Raw genomic sequence first — 13,492 nt, forward strand, 5'->3', positions numbered from 1 at the left:
TAACTTGCAGGTTTTGTTATATGGATGTAAAAATTGGCAGCGGCTAAGGCAAAAACCGATCCAAAGCGGCTTTCAACTCTTCGATTTCCGTATCGATATTGCCTTCTTTCGCGGCTCTGGCGATGCACTCAGTTAAGTGTTCGTCAAGAATGATTCTCGCTACGCGATCGAGCGCGCCTCGAACCGCAGCAACTTGCACCAGAACTTCGGGACAGGGACGGTTTTCTTGCACCATTGTTTTAATGCCGCGGACGTGTCCCTCAATCCGAGACAAGCGATTTACCAGCCGCCGCATCGATTCTTCATCGTGAAGGTGAGGGTGGACTGATTTATCGTCGTGATGGTGGTGGGAATTTGAGGGCAAGGATTTGTCGGTAGAAGTATCAGATAGAATCATTGGGGTTACGAGGGAAATTTTAAAAGTTAGAATTCAGAATATTTTCGAGTAGGTTTTAACTGGTAGCTTGCACGGCGCTCGATCGGCTTTTTAAGGGCGGGTTAGAAGAGTCCTGCCCGCAACAAAATTGAGTTTTTGTGGAACAGCCCGAAAGCCTGTGCTTGCAAATGGTGCAAAATGTGGATTTCAATATGTGCGGACATTTGTACTATATCACTGTTGGCAGAGACTCGCCGCCAGCATAGCTTGTCCTTGGCTTTGCTGAACCAGTCTGTTCAGAAGTGCGATCGAACGACTTTACCTCATCCTAGTTTCTACGGTACGTGAGCGACGCAGAAACCCGGTTTCTGGCCTCGTCGTTCGTTTTCCAAACTTGACCCCTTATTTTTTCCGATAAATGGCTTGGCCTGCGGTTTGCTGAAGTATTTTGGTCATCGCTCGATCCTTGTTGAGGCAAATAATCCATGTTTGGTTAGGCAAAGCTAGTTCAGTCATAAGTTTCTTTAGCAAGTTGGGTTCTGCCTCTTCTGATTCGATGAATCCGCGACGACGTATAATCCCTAAAACGTACAAGGGCTTTTCAGGGAAGTATTGCAGGGTTTTCCGTACCAGATAGGCTTCCTTGACTTGAGGGTAGCGCGAGAGTTGTTCGACGAGCTTTGCTTGAGCCGATGCACTCAGATCGTGAGACTCGAAGCGATCGCCGACGGATATACTAAAACGCTCTTGCTGCGCTAGAGTGATTTTTTCATCATCATCAGTAGGAACTGCATTTGGTTCTCCACTCCTGGGCAGGTTTTGAGTCACTGCCTCGTGGAATTTATTGTACTGGCTAAGAGAAAGCACACCCTGGGCGACTTGCTTCAGTTTCAGGTTGCCCTTCCTGTCCTTATAAATAGAACTTACAGTCAAGATCGGATCGCTGAACTTACAGCAAGGACAGCGTTCCAGGCAAACTTCCAAATTAGCAGGATGGATTACTTGTAAGGGGTCGAGCAATTTTCCAGCTTCACCGAATCGATCGTTTTGAAGCAGATTCAAGAAGTTTTCAGAGCATTGGGCATTGACAATGCCAATATGTTCCGGGTGTTTATACCACTGGTCGCCGTTTTCGCAGAAAGGGTTTTTAGCAGTAGAGTAGGCGATCGCAGCGATCGTAATATCGATTATCGCCAACTCAATCAGCCAGTAAATCCAAGTACCCGTCTCACCCAAATTGGTTCCTGTACTCTCTAAGCGACCGATACTTACTCCTTGCTGGGCATTGTGCTTTAAATATCCCACAAAACCTTTAGAGCCTGTTTTTTCTTGCAGGAAGATATCGATAATATAGTTGGATTGGTTGCCACTTGCCCCCTCCAGTTCTTTTGTTATTTGCTCGGAAGCCGACTGCTTAAACTGCCAGTATCCTGCGCCATGCAGCGATCCATACAGGATCAGTCCAGTTAGTACCCCAAAAAGGGTGGCGATCGGCGGATTTCTTACCTTTCCTTGGCGGATTGCTGCAACCATTACTGTACCCCCTGCAAATCCCATGCCCAAGGGAAACAAAACAATTAGGTAAACTAATAACGAGATCAGATGTGTAAGTCCGCCAATAGCAAGACCACCAATCACCGAGGATAGCAACAGCCATTTAAGCCCGGTACTCGTCACTTTGTTGCTGGGCTGATAAGGTTTCATAGTTTTGGCCTCTTTTAAATTGAGTGGTCAAGTAGAAACATAAACCTCAAGAACAACTAAAATTTAATCCCAACTTAGCTTAAAATTTAAATAGACAATCTATTCTAACTCTTACTTTACCCATTATCTATTAGCCCCCGCATTATCGTAACAGAACGTATAGGTCAGCGAGTGATAATAAAATATAATAGGTATTTGAAAGTCTGGCTCTACATGACTTGTAGACCCGGTTGAGGTTTTACCCAACTTATTAGCTTAGAATGGTGAATCTCGCTATGCTCAACCTACGTTTGATTATTAAAATATGTTTAGGAGCTAGCTCGCGATCGAATATTCAATCCGTGCGAGAACACCTGCAACCAATTAACTCAGCTTGACAAAGAGCGACACTATGAGACTGTTCAAATTTTCTCGCCCCGTACCTCGAATCGGTGCTCGTTGGTTCGCCCTAATTTTAGGAATGACGATCGCCCTGAGTGCTTTAACAATCAATGCTGCACCCGCTGCTGCCGTTGATGGCACCAATCCGCCCAACTTACAGTTCCAGAATTCCCCAGCCACCGCTGCGAATCCGCAACTGTTAGCGCTGCGGAGTCCTGAACTCCCAGGGGATACCGGCAGTTTTGTGACGGCGGCAGTCGATCGAGTCGGGCCAGCAGTTGTTCGCATTGATACCGAGCGCACTGTCAGTCGCAACCTCGACCCCTTAATGGAAGACCCCTTCTTCCGTAGATTTTTGGGAGAAGATTTACGCAGCATGACCCCCAGACAAGAACGCTTACGCGGTCAAGGTTCGGGCTTCATCATTGACAAAAGCGGGATTGTTTTAACCAACGCTCACGTAGTTGACAAAGCCGATCGAGTGACTGTCACCTTAAACGACGGCAGAACATTTCCAGGAGAAGTGCAAGGTACTGACGAAATAACTGATTTGGCAGTTGTCAAAATTAATACCAAGGAAGTTAACTTGCCCGTGGCAACCTTGGGAGATTCTAACGCGGTGAAAGTAGGAGATTGGGCGATCGCCGTGGGCAACCCCCTCGGATTTGACAACACCGTCACCTTGGGCATTATCAGCACCCTCAAACGCTCCAGTGCAGCCGTCGGCATTCCCGACAAGCGCCTTGATTTCATTCAAACCGACGCCGCCATCAATCCCGGCAATTCCGGCGGCCCCCTGTTAAACAGCAGAGGAGAAGTGATTGGCATCAACACGGCGATTCGAGCTGATGCAATGGGTATTGGGTTTGCGATTCCGATCGACAAAGCCAAGGCCATCTACGCCCAGTTAGCCAAGGGAGAACAAGTCAGCCATCCGTTTTTGGGGATTCAGATGATTGCTTTGACTCCTGAAATGGCCAGAGAGAATAACGCTGACCCCAATGCTCCTTTGATTGTCCCGGAAGTTAACGGAGTGTTAGTGATGCGAGTTGTGCCAAATACGCCTGCTGAGAAAGCAGGGATTCGCAAAGGGGATGTGATAGTTCAAATTGACGGTGAGGCAGTGACTGAGGCCGAACAGTTGCAGAATTTGGTGGACAACAGTGAAATCGGTCAAATTCTAAAACTGAAGGTGCGCCGCGGTGCCCAGATTAAAGAAGTAGCCGTTCAAACTGCTCAATTGCAAGATTTTTAGAAGTGAAGAGGAAGGGGTAAAACTGTTAGAAAACCTTTCCTTCTTCCTTCTTCCTTCTTCCTTCCTCTATATGACACGAATTCAACTTGCCTATCCCAAAATTCTAGATAGTAAAAATTGCCCTCATGAACAATGTATAGCTTTTGAGAAGTACGATGGTACTAATTTGCATTGGGTTTGGGAAGTTGAACTCGGTTGGTATGCTTTTGGTACGCGCCGCAGTAGATTTGATTTGGATGAGATGGGAATTGCAGAATTTAATGCTGCACATCCAGGCTTAGAAGCAGCACCTGAAATATTTAGGAAAGACTTTGCTAGTCCGTTAGAGTCTATATTTCGAGAAAATGAACAGTATCAGTGTGCTGAAATTACGGTGTTTACAGAGTTTTTTGGTGCTAATTCGTTTGCGGGAATGCACCAAAAGGACGATCGCAAACAACTGGTGCTTTTTGATGTGGAAACCGCTCGCGGTATGGTTGTTCCCGATCGGTTTATTCAGGATTTTGGTAAATTAAATATTGCGCGAGTGATTTATCGCGGCAAATTAACTGGCAAGTTTATGGATGATATTCGCCAGGGGAAATACGATGTAGATGAAGGTGTTGTGTGCAAGGGAGGCCGCAATGCTAATAATTTGTGGATGGTGAAGATTAAGACTGATGCGTATATGCAGAGATTGCAGCAAGCTTTTAAGGATGATTGGGAAAATTACTGGGAGTAATATCAAACTGATAGATCGACTGTCACAAGCCAAAATGGGAGATATCGGCAATCCCCTTGGATTTGACAATATCGTTGCGTAGGTCATCAGGAATTAAAGTATATTGGTGATAATCAATAGACAGCTAATAAAAAAATCAGGGAAAATTTAGTTATGACATCTGTGCAGATTGAAAAAAAAGCCATGACTGAAGAAGATGTGGCAAAGTTATGGGAAGCGTTCCAAGTATTTGACGCGGACGGGAGCGGTGCTATTTCATCAGAAGAACTGGGTCAAGTAATGCGATCGCTAGGCCAGAGTCCTAACGAAACCGAGCTGCGCGACATGATCAAGGAAGTAGACGTAGACTTGTCTGGCAGTATCGATTTTGATGAATTCAAAATGCTGATGGTGTCGCAGCAAGGCGATCGCCAGAGTCGTCTCAAAATGGCATTTAGTGTATTTGATGAAAACGGTAGCGGTCAAATCACCAGAGACGAGCTGCACGGAGTGATGAGCCAGTTTGGGCTGACAGACCAAGAGCTCGATGAGATCATCAAAGAGGTAGACCATGACGGCGATGCCTCAATTGACTTTAAGGAATTCTGCAAACTGGTACCGGATGAGTCAGAGCTCACAACCGGATATCAAGACTCACCCGTTCCGGTTGTCAGTACACAGACAACCGAGATTTCAGACAGTACAGCCGCTGCGATCGCAACTACAGCAACTGCGATAGATGAGGCAGCTTCTGCCACTATTGAACCTAATCTAGAAGAAGCACCCACCGATAGCAATCCAGAAATAGCGCGGCTAAAAGAACTACTGGCGCAACACCCACAAGCTGAGAAGAAGCGCGGTACGTCCCGCTTGCAGATGCAGATTGGTTTGTTTCGTCTGATCCAGGGAGCAGCCTACCGCTGCTTCCGCGAGAGTTTTTCCGCCAACCACGAGACTCACCTGCGCGTGAGAAACTTGCCATACAGAATCGTTGATTTTGTACAATTTGTCAGGAGTGCGATCGGGCTTTATAAAGGATTGGGTGTAGTAGAGTCGGCGTGCAACCCTGTACTGGATGCAGTAGTGAAATCGATCGAAGATGAATATGCCAGACTACAAGATCGCATCAAAAACTGGAAGACTATAGAAAAAACTCCAGAAATGTTGGCAGAACAAAAAGCCATGTTGGAGGCGCGGGGTAAGTCTGCAACTGCCAAGGAAAAGTTTGCGGCGGGAGTCGAGTTTGCAATCACCATCAAGAAGAAAAGTCTTAACTTGCGTGACATCGCCGAGGGTGTGCTTGCCATCAACGAACTCAACCGATTGAGAAAAATGGAGCTGAGTGAGGAAATGGCACCGCCACCAGCCAAATCTGAGGGAGATCCAAAAGAGTACCTGAAGAAGTGGAACCGCGTCATCCTCTCGGATGCCTCAGAGGAAATCGATGGTGCGATGATGCCAGTGGCATATTGGTATGAAGACTTCATGCCGAAGCTGTTGGCTGCCTTCAGCGTCAGCACAGCAGCAGACATCCCCTTCAATACGGTGCCTGACGAAGCGGCTTTAAACCAGTGGTACGAAGCTACCAAGGCGTCAGGGGAATTTGGGCGCTATGGGGCGGATGTTGCAGAAGGCTTTCCCAAATGCGCTGCAAAACAGAAGCTAATGCTCAAACAGGCATGGCGCTTGACGCACAACTACCTGAATGGGGTACAGAAACGGCGGGAACGCTTGGAGTTTGGGCGCGAGTCTGGCGAACTCTCGCAATATGTGTCGTTCATTGACGTGTATATCGATCGCAGTGAAATAAAGAATTCACAAATGCGCGTCAGCTTCCCTTACTATATTGGCCCTGCGGTGTGGCGTTTCTTCCACACTACGGCTGAAATCGTCTCTACCAAGACCCCCCAACAGCAAAAAACTCTGGTGGCAATCTTCAAAGACTTTTTCAAGCTGTTTGCCACTATGTATCCCTGCCCCTACTGCCGCCACCACCTCAACGCCTATGTCGTGCAGAATAAAGAGGTGGAAATGTACCCTGTAGAGTACCTCGTGCTTGGGCGTGACCCGCGTCTGAATAACTTTGAGGTATCAATGGAGGCGAAGCTGTCCACTGTAGTAGATGGCGATTCTCTGCGCTTATTCTTCTGGAAGCTGCACAATACTGTCTCCTCATCAATTGCGCGATCGGAGGAGTGGTATCACAAGGATGAGAAAGCATTCTATACCACCCGTTATTGGCCCAGCATTGACTCTGAGCTAGCACGAGCCAAAGCCCTCAAACACATTAGCATTGCCACCGATCGGATGTACCGCCTCTACGGTATGCTCAAGCCCGCGGCACGACTGACAGGGGTGAGAGCAACTTTGCAAAAGCTGCTGGATAAGAGGGATGAGGAAGGCATCAAGGAGGCTTGCTTAGTTGCCCAAGATTACATCAAGGAGTTGGAGGAGGCGATCGTCACCGGACAATTCCTACAAGACACATATTACTTTGACGCTGACCTTGTGGATCAAGCTCCAGTCTTTAGTCCTGAAGAAGAGGAGTTTGCTCGCAGCGGTGTGTTCGTCGAGGTTGCTTAGATATCAGTCAGTAAAAAGTTAAGTTGAAAAGCTTAACTTTTTACCACTTCAAAATTTCGAGAGAATCAACAGTATCACTGCCCTGAAATTACTGTGTTTGCAGAGTTTTTTTTTGCTAATTCGTTTGCGGGAATGCACCAAAAGGACGATCGATGGTGAAGATTAATACTGATGCGTATATGCAGAGATTACAGCAAGCTTTTCAGGATGATGGGGAAAAATACTGGGAGTAATATCAAATCTGAAGACTAACTTTTTTCATGAATCGATCGAGTAGTGCGATCGCTGAAACCCTCTTTTGCTCCCCCTTTACCAGAAGAGTTGACAAAGAACCTATCTTGTGGTGAGGTGGCAGTGCTGAACTTGCAGAGCGAAAGTATCAATTTTTGATTTGGAAAGTGGGACGGCGCGATCAGTTTATATTACCCAACAGTCGGTGTGGGGGGTTGGAAATCTAAAGTTTGAGTCTACCATCGGTCATTTGCCCCACTCTAATTGATGGCCCAATGGAAAATTTTCCATCACAGGCAGGGAATACAGTCAGCGCCATCATACCAGAAGCAATCCAAACGGCAGGACAAGGGCTACATCCCTTAAGCATTTTTGACTCTGCCGAATTCTGGTAGATTATGCGGTAAAATTATATTTGCAGGAGCAGGCTGCCTAAAAGCTTTACTCTAATGTTAGATAGCATTAAATCTAAGGCTGCCTGGGGCTAATTTATAAAAAGTATTGAAATAAAAAAAGAAATGCTTATGACAATAGATATCGATATTTTAGAAGATGAAAAGGTAAAGTGCTACTCTTTTATGGTACAGCTAAGTGTTGAAGATTATCTCAACATGGTAAGTAGAACATTTGAAAATAGAGGAGGCTTAGAAGGACAAAGAGATACATTAAAAACAACAACAGCTATTCGGATTCGCAAGAGAATGGTTCAAGATATAGAAGCAGGTGCACTAATTCCACCCATAGTCTTAGGAGTAATCGTGTCGCCAAATACTTTTTCAAAACTGAAGACATTAAAAGACAGAGATTCCTTTTTAGCCTTGATGCAAGAAATTGATAGTGATAGCATCTCTATTATCGACGGAATGCAAAGAACGACAGCTCTACATGAAGCACGAAAGAAGAAAGATATTAGTAAAAACAAAATTCGTATAGAATATTGGATTGCCTCTCAAGTAAATAGTCTTACCTACCGGATGTTAGTTTTAAATACCGGGCAAGTTCCTTGGAATATAAGGAGACAGATTGAAATAGTTTTTAGGTCAATTATTAAAGAATTAAAACAAAAATCTACTTTCGTCGAGATTTTGGAAATAAATGACGAGAGGCGAAGTTCATCACCTGGACAATTTCAGGCTGATAACATTATAGAATTATTTTTAGTTTTTGGGGCAAGAAAAGAAAAAATTGACTTACAGGAGAGGTTAGCAGATGAATTTATGCGACAAGACTTTATAGAATCAGCAGCAAATTCAAATTTCACAAATATATTTTATGAAGTAATAAATTATTTAGGTAAATTTGATCAAGCTATAGCCACATATAAAGATGAAAATTCAGAAGAATATTTTAAAGACGGTAACTTATTCAGAAAAAGTCAACCAGCTTGTGTTGGTTTTGTAACAGCAATAGGTTTGTCTGTACTGGGTAGACCTGGCTCGGATCATAGCTCAGAAAGACAAAATGAAAAATGGAATCAAATTAAAAATGATGCAGATCAAATGTTACAACGTATATCTAGCCATAGTAACGAAATAAGGGATTTTCTAGATTTTCCAACTTTAAATGAATTGATTGGTAAAAAACCAGCTAAGTCTAATGAAAGAGAATTCTTTCTCCAAGCTTTTAAAACCTTAATCGAGGAAAACTTTAAAGTTGACAATATGACTCCGTGTTGGAGAGCTTACTGAAAAGCTTATGCCTAGAAACATGATAGACGCTAACAAATATATATTTGAGGTATTAGCTGAATTTGTCCAAACAAGTGAAGTTGCTGTGCCTGTTTCTAATAATAAACGATGTATTAAGACAAATACTAAAGATAAAGAATGGTTGCAAGAACTCGAAATTATAAACAAGCAGTTAATTTTACCCAATTTCCAAACAGCATCATTTAAATTTAATAGCCAGAAATACTTTGTTGCCGTCGGTTGGCAGAGTAAACAAACTATTGATAGTGATGAAGTTATTGAATTTGTAGAACTGAATGCGGGCATAGTTACAGCATTACTATTTGAACTTAAAATTCCTCTTAGCCATGAAGCAAAACCTTATGATATTGCCGATAAAATTTTATATGATGACCCTATAAACTCAATAATTAAATATGAAGATTTTTCTTTAATAAGCAATTTTTTTGAACCATTTTCTGTCTATCGAATTCAAGAAAATTCTCCTTTTATACAAAAAAATGATATAGATTTAATAAGGATATCAGGCTTCTATGCTTTAAAAAATAGCCAACTAATTGCCTTGAAGTTTTCTAGTAAAACATTTGATAAATTTGAAAATATTTTTTTTGAAGGCTCAAAAAACATACCTTATGAAAATTTATTATTTAGTTTAGTTTCTGTTTCTTGGAAATATTCATTCCTCGATATTTATAGATGTATAGAAATGCTGTTTTCCCTATCATATTTACAAATTTTTCACAAGGAATTGAAGATCGCAGATTCGCTCTTAAAGTTTTCGGCTGATGTTGAAAAGTACATGGGTTGGAAACCTAAAGAAAAAGATGCGGTTAATAAACTAATTAACGAGTCCCCGGAAGAAGCTCGTAAGTTATTGCGAGAAATTAAAAAATTGCTTGATGGTACAGAAGAAGGTAATTGTGGAGATTTTGTTTATAAAATTCGGAATTCTATAGTTCATTTTAGACCAGCAACTCAGTCTATTAATATCGAGGATAATAATTGGGATATGCTAATAAGAGCATCTTTATATATCGTTGAATATTGGTATAAGCAATATGACGAACAATTAACGCTTAGATAGTCCCGCCATCCCTTACTCACCTCTTCAACAATTCCTACTCTTACACTTCAAATATTAGGAAAAATTAACTCATGACCGCCACAATTGCCACCGAATAAAAACTCAAAATTCCCGTTTTAGATGCCGCTTATACCGATACCAAAGGACGAAATGTAGGAAATTTTTTCAACAATCCAGAAATCCTGCGTCACTCGATGCTATATTTGTCACCCCGCCAGTTTTTGCATTTCCCTACTCTTCAAGTTCTAAATAGCGAGCCAAAATCTGTTGAATTTCTGATATTTGCTGCAACTCCAATTGCCCAAGACAGCGCACAAGTCTGCGTTTATCAAACGTCATCGGATCGACACACACGATAAAACTCTCGGTACTCAGACCATTGAGAGTCGAAGGAATCACAGGCAAAACAACAGCTCGTAAACCCTCGTTGGGAACAGCAGAAGTGATGGGTAGAACAGTTACCTTGCTGCGTTGATTAAAAGCAGTTCCTGAAATAATTACTGCTGGTCGAGTCTTGCGGATTTCTGTACCAACTGACGGATCGAAAGTTACAAGCCAGATGCTTCCCAGTCGATAATCGCTGCTTGCTGCCATGCTTCCTCCTCATCGGTTAATTCATCACTTAGTTCATCCAGCAATAAACAAGCTTCTACCATTGCCTGCTGTTCTTGTTGTTTGCGCCACGCTTGCAATAAAAGCTCAACTAGGCGACTGCGATTTTCTACACGCTCGTCAATGTAACGCACTAGCTCATCTGGCAAAGAGATAGATACTTTCATATTATTTATGCCACTTTTAATACTACCAATGGTAGCACAACGCTCGAGCAGATAGCAAGCTGATGAAGTAGAGCAGCAGCAACGCCCATTCCGTCTGATTCCGATATGCCCAGAATCTTACACAAAATTAGCCGGATCTTGATCTCGCCGATGCTTCAGCAGAATCGGAGAACCTTGGCCATCACCCACCAAAGCCGCCGTTTCCTCCAACGCTTCCCTCAATCGCTTGGCCGCGTAGATGGACATATCGCGGGGCACATTCACCCGATCGCGCAAATACCGCAAAGCCGCATCAGAACCAGCCGGCGGCGTACAAACTTCGCCAGTCATCATGAAAGTTAAAGCACAACGCAAAGCCTCATCGAATAAGTTGTCATCAGCAGGATTGACTCGAACGATGTTGCGGTGGTGCTTGATGACGCGGTGTAGTGCTTCAGCGCGGGAGGTTTCCGGTTCTGGATACATCACATCCGGCAGTCCAGCCCAAGGCCCATTATCGACGCGGGCTTTATTGAGTAGCATCTGAGGTTCGCCGTTTTCATAACACCCGCCCATCTGAGGCGGTAAATCGTGGACATGGGTGTGAAAATCGCTTTGGGTGCCGCGATAGGTAGGGTGGGTTTCCATCGCCGCAAACCAGTCAGCAAAGCGCGGGTTTTCTTCCCGCATCGAGTAGCCTTTGTAGTAGTAAAGACTGGCATTCATCCGTTCGACGTAGGGCGTAAAGATGACATCCGCAGTGCCAAATTCATCGAGGAAATAAGGCCCCGGAGTGCTAGCCAGGGCCTTTTCTACTTGGGCGACGACACTGATAAATTGGTTGCGGTTGTGCTGTTCTACTTTGGCTGAACTTGCTGGGTAGCACAGCCAAGAGCACCAGGCCCTAAATAGCAGTCGCTCTAACCGCCGCAGGGGAAGCACTGCGGGGTTTTCCATGCCCAAACCCAAGGGGCCGTAGACTCGTTCGAGGGCGATTAAGATATCATCGCTTTCGGTGATGATGCGGCCGTCTAGTTCGATCGCCGGTAGCATTCCCGATGGCACTTTGCGCTTGTACCAACTTTCCTTTTCCCCATAGCAGAACATAGTAACTTTCTCAATGCGGTAGGGGATTTGTTTTTCTTCCAGCCACAGCCAGATTTTTTGGCAGTAGGGACACCAAGCATGGTTATCGCGGTACAGGGTGACTCGCACATCGGATTCGGTTTTACCGAAGAGGCGCAAGCGGGCTTGGGCGTTCGTTGGCCCGTTGACGCGATCGAGTTCAAAGTCTGTGAGGGCTTCTAGTTCTGTCCAGCTTAGGGGGGTCATGCGATTTTAGATTTTAGATTTTAGATTGGAGAATTGAAGACAGCGACTGCTTCGTGGCAATAATAGAACTTACGCACCAACTCTATCTGTAGGGTGCGCTGTGCGCGCACCTTACCCCTACCCATAACGTATTCAACTATTTTTTGGTCTTAGTCGTGAATAAGATAGTTGGTGCTCAGTTAAAAAAGGCTTTGAGGACTGAAGTCCTCACTACAAACTTAACTACAATTAAGGCGACATTTGGGGAGGGGGTGGGGCGTCTTGAATTTTAGCCAGTGCTGCTTTCATTTCAGGAGTGGCTAGCAACTTTTGGGTATCTGCGATTAAACGATCGCCCCAGAGGTTTTCTTTGAGATATTCTACGGTAGCATAGCGTTTGTCGAGTTTCAGAGCTGCTTCTCCCATCGCTAAGCCTTTTTCTTTGTCACCTTTTGTGTAGAATGCTACTGCTAGAGCTAGCATTGCTTCGGCTGCTTTGTCGTCGATCACGATCGCCTGTTCCCAGCGTTTGATAGCGCCATCGGCATCTCCCATTTCGTATTTGACTAATCCAATATTGTTAATAGCCGGCCACAGGTTTTTTTCTAAAGCAAAGGCTTTTTCGTATTGGGTGATCGCCTGATCAAACCGCTTCAGCTTATAAAAAGCATTGCCTAAATCAAATAATGCACCTGGAGTGTCTGGTTTTAGTTTTAATCCTGCTTGCAAATATTCGACTGCTTTCTCGTAGTTCGATTTCCGAAAGTGAGCTTCTCCCAAGACAAATTTAATTGATGGATTTTCTGGCGACAGAGATTGAGCTTGCCCTAAAGCTTCAATGCCTTTGTCAAACTGCTCGACTTGAAGGTACAAGCTGCCCAACAAAGTCCAAGTTTGAGCATTTTTGGGGGCTAACTGTGTGGCGAGTTCGGCTCTAGGTACCGCTAGTTGGTACTGCTGCAGTCTGGCTAGCTGGACGGCTTCTTCTGCAAGGCTCAAGGCCGTTTGTTCGAGTTGGGCCGAGTCGATTTGCAGGGTGTAAGGCAGGAGTGCCTGTGCAACAGCAGGCTCGGGCATTGCCCCCAAACCGAGTGCGAGTAGCAGAGATATTAAAGGAATGCGATTAGGCACTGTACAGCCCCAGAAAAAAATATAAGGGTTTCTCGATCGCCTATAATAACTCATATTTTTGAGTTTTGATATTGCTTCTTGACTCGCAACACTTCGGGGTTTTCATTTAAATACTTCTCAAATTATGTTTGCACTCAGGATAGCCGTTTTTATTCACTGTTTTAGAGACCACTGAATGTCTCACTAAAAATATGCAAAATTATGAGTTATTATCCATTACTCACAAGTTAAGCTAAAAGCACTATTGTCAATGAGTAAAATTACTCATCTTTTACCTGTTGACCCAATTA

Annotated in this window: 11 protein-coding genes; 5 read left to right on the plus strand and 6 right to left on the minus strand. The window is 44.1% G+C overall.

The features are described 5' to 3' along the window. Positions 1–43: 43 nt before the first annotated feature. Together QUA83_RS23355 and QUA83_RS23360 are read right to left on the minus strand one after the other, a co-directional pair. A complete protein-coding gene (locus tag QUA83_RS23355; RefSeq protein WP_333296206.1) occupies positions 44–397 on the minus strand; it encodes a metal-sensitive transcriptional regulator in 354 nt (117 codons plus the stop codon). A gap of 381 nt (positions 398–778) precedes the next feature. Continuing rightward, entirely contained in the window at positions 779–2,080 is a 1,302-nt protein-coding gene (locus QUA83_RS23360) for a hypothetical protein (protein ID WP_333296207.1), read from the minus strand. Positions 2,081–2,471: 391 nt separating this feature from the next. Between QUA83_RS23360 and QUA83_RS23365 the strand changes: the two genes are divergently transcribed. The 5 genes from QUA83_RS23365 to QUA83_RS23385 all read left to right on the plus strand — a co-directional run bounded on the left by QUA83_RS23365 (position 2,472) and on the right by QUA83_RS23385 (position 10,002). Next, positions 2,472–3,716, plus strand: coding sequence for an HhoA/HhoB/HtrA family serine endopeptidase (locus QUA83_RS23365; RefSeq protein ID WP_333296210.1), 1,245 nt, complete (start codon positions 2,472–2,474; stop codon positions 3,714–3,716). 70 nt (positions 3,717–3,786) lie between these two features. Beyond that, positions 3,787–4,437 carry an RNA ligase family protein gene (locus QUA83_RS23370; RefSeq protein ID WP_333296213.1) on the plus strand — a complete coding sequence of 217 codons (651 nt, stop codon included), beginning with the start codon at positions 3,787–3,789 and terminating at the stop codon, positions 4,435–4,437. 153 nt (positions 4,438–4,590) lie between these two features. Then, positions 4,591–6,999 (plus strand): EF-hand domain-containing protein, encoded by a 2,409-nt coding sequence (locus QUA83_RS23375; RefSeq protein WP_333296215.1) that lies wholly within the window; start codon positions 4,591–4,593, stop codon positions 6,997–6,999. 755 nt (positions 7,000–7,754) lie between these two features. Next, positions 7,755–8,918 carry a hypothetical protein gene (locus tag QUA83_RS23380; RefSeq protein ID WP_333296217.1) on the plus strand — a complete coding sequence of 388 codons (1,164 nt, stop codon included), beginning with the start codon at positions 7,755–7,757 and terminating at the stop codon, positions 8,916–8,918. 7 nt (positions 8,919–8,925) lie between these two features. Next, entirely contained in the window at positions 8,926–10,002 is a 1,077-nt protein-coding gene (locus QUA83_RS23385) for a hypothetical protein (protein WP_333296218.1), read from the plus strand. A 231-nt stretch (positions 10,003–10,233) separates the two neighbouring features. Here QUA83_RS23385 and QUA83_RS23390 read toward each other — a convergent pair whose 3' ends face one another. From QUA83_RS23390 to QUA83_RS23405, 4 genes are all read right to left on the minus strand, one after another. After that, on the minus strand, positions 10,234–10,596 hold the full coding sequence (locus tag QUA83_RS23390; RefSeq protein ID WP_333296220.1) for a type II toxin-antitoxin system PemK/MazF family toxin: 363 nt from the start codon (positions 10,594–10,596) through the stop codon (positions 10,234–10,236). After that, entirely contained in the window at positions 10,551–10,781 is a 231-nt protein-coding gene (locus QUA83_RS23395) for a hypothetical protein (protein ID WP_333296222.1), read from the minus strand. Before QUA83_RS23395 ends, QUA83_RS23390 begins: the two co-directional genes overlap by 46 nt. Before the next feature lie 117 nt (positions 10,782–10,898). Continuing rightward, positions 10,899–12,092 (minus strand): glutathione S-transferase family protein, encoded by a 1,194-nt coding sequence (locus QUA83_RS23400; RefSeq protein ID WP_333296225.1) that lies wholly within the window; start codon positions 12,090–12,092, stop codon positions 10,899–10,901. Positions 12,093–12,320: 228 nt separating this feature from the next. Then, positions 12,321–13,202, minus strand: a complete 882-nt coding sequence (locus QUA83_RS23405) for a tetratricopeptide repeat protein (RefSeq protein ID WP_445301803.1) — start codon at positions 13,200–13,202, stop codon at positions 12,321–12,323. Between the last annotated feature and the right edge of the window lie 290 nt (positions 13,203–13,492).

This window comes from Microcoleus sp. K1-B1 (assembly GCF_036704705.1).
GTDB lineage: Bacteria > Cyanobacteriota > Cyanobacteriia > Cyanobacteriales > Microcoleaceae > Microcoleus.

Excerpts from the sequence above, each read along its gene's own strand:
- QUA83_RS23380 (WP_333296217.1), top strand. The coding sequence starts at position 7,755 with ATGACAATAGATATCGATATTTTAGAAGATGAAAAGGTAAAGTGCTAC.
- QUA83_RS23385 (WP_333296218.1), top strand. The coding sequence starts at position 8,926 with ATGCCTAGAAACATGATAGACGCTAACAAATATATATTTGAGGTATTA.
- QUA83_RS23375 (WP_333296215.1), top strand. The coding sequence starts at position 4,591 with ATGACATCTGTGCAGATTGAAAAAAAAGCCATGACTGAAGAAGATGTG.
- QUA83_RS23400 (WP_333296225.1), bottom strand. The coding sequence starts at position 12,092 with ATGACCCCCCTAAGCTGGACAGAACTAGAAGCCCTCACAGACTTTGAA.
- QUA83_RS23365 (WP_333296210.1), top strand. The coding sequence starts at position 2,472 with ATGAGACTGTTCAAATTTTCTCGCCCCGTACCTCGAATCGGTGCTCGT.
- QUA83_RS23395 (WP_333296222.1), bottom strand. The coding sequence starts at position 10,781 with ATGAAAGTATCTATCTCTTTGCCAGATGAGCTAGTGCGTTACATTGAC.
- QUA83_RS23390 (WP_333296220.1), bottom strand. The coding sequence starts at position 10,596 with ATGGCAGCAAGCAGCGATTATCGACTGGGAAGCATCTGGCTTGTAACT.
- QUA83_RS23355 (WP_333296206.1), bottom strand. The coding sequence starts at position 397 with ATGATTCTATCTGATACTTCTACCGACAAATCCTTGCCCTCAAATTCC.
- QUA83_RS23370 (WP_333296213.1), top strand. The coding sequence starts at position 3,787 with ATGACACGAATTCAACTTGCCTATCCCAAAATTCTAGATAGTAAAAAT.
- QUA83_RS23360 (WP_333296207.1), bottom strand. The coding sequence starts at position 2,080 with ATGAAACCTTATCAGCCCAGCAACAAAGTGACGAGTACCGGGCTTAAA.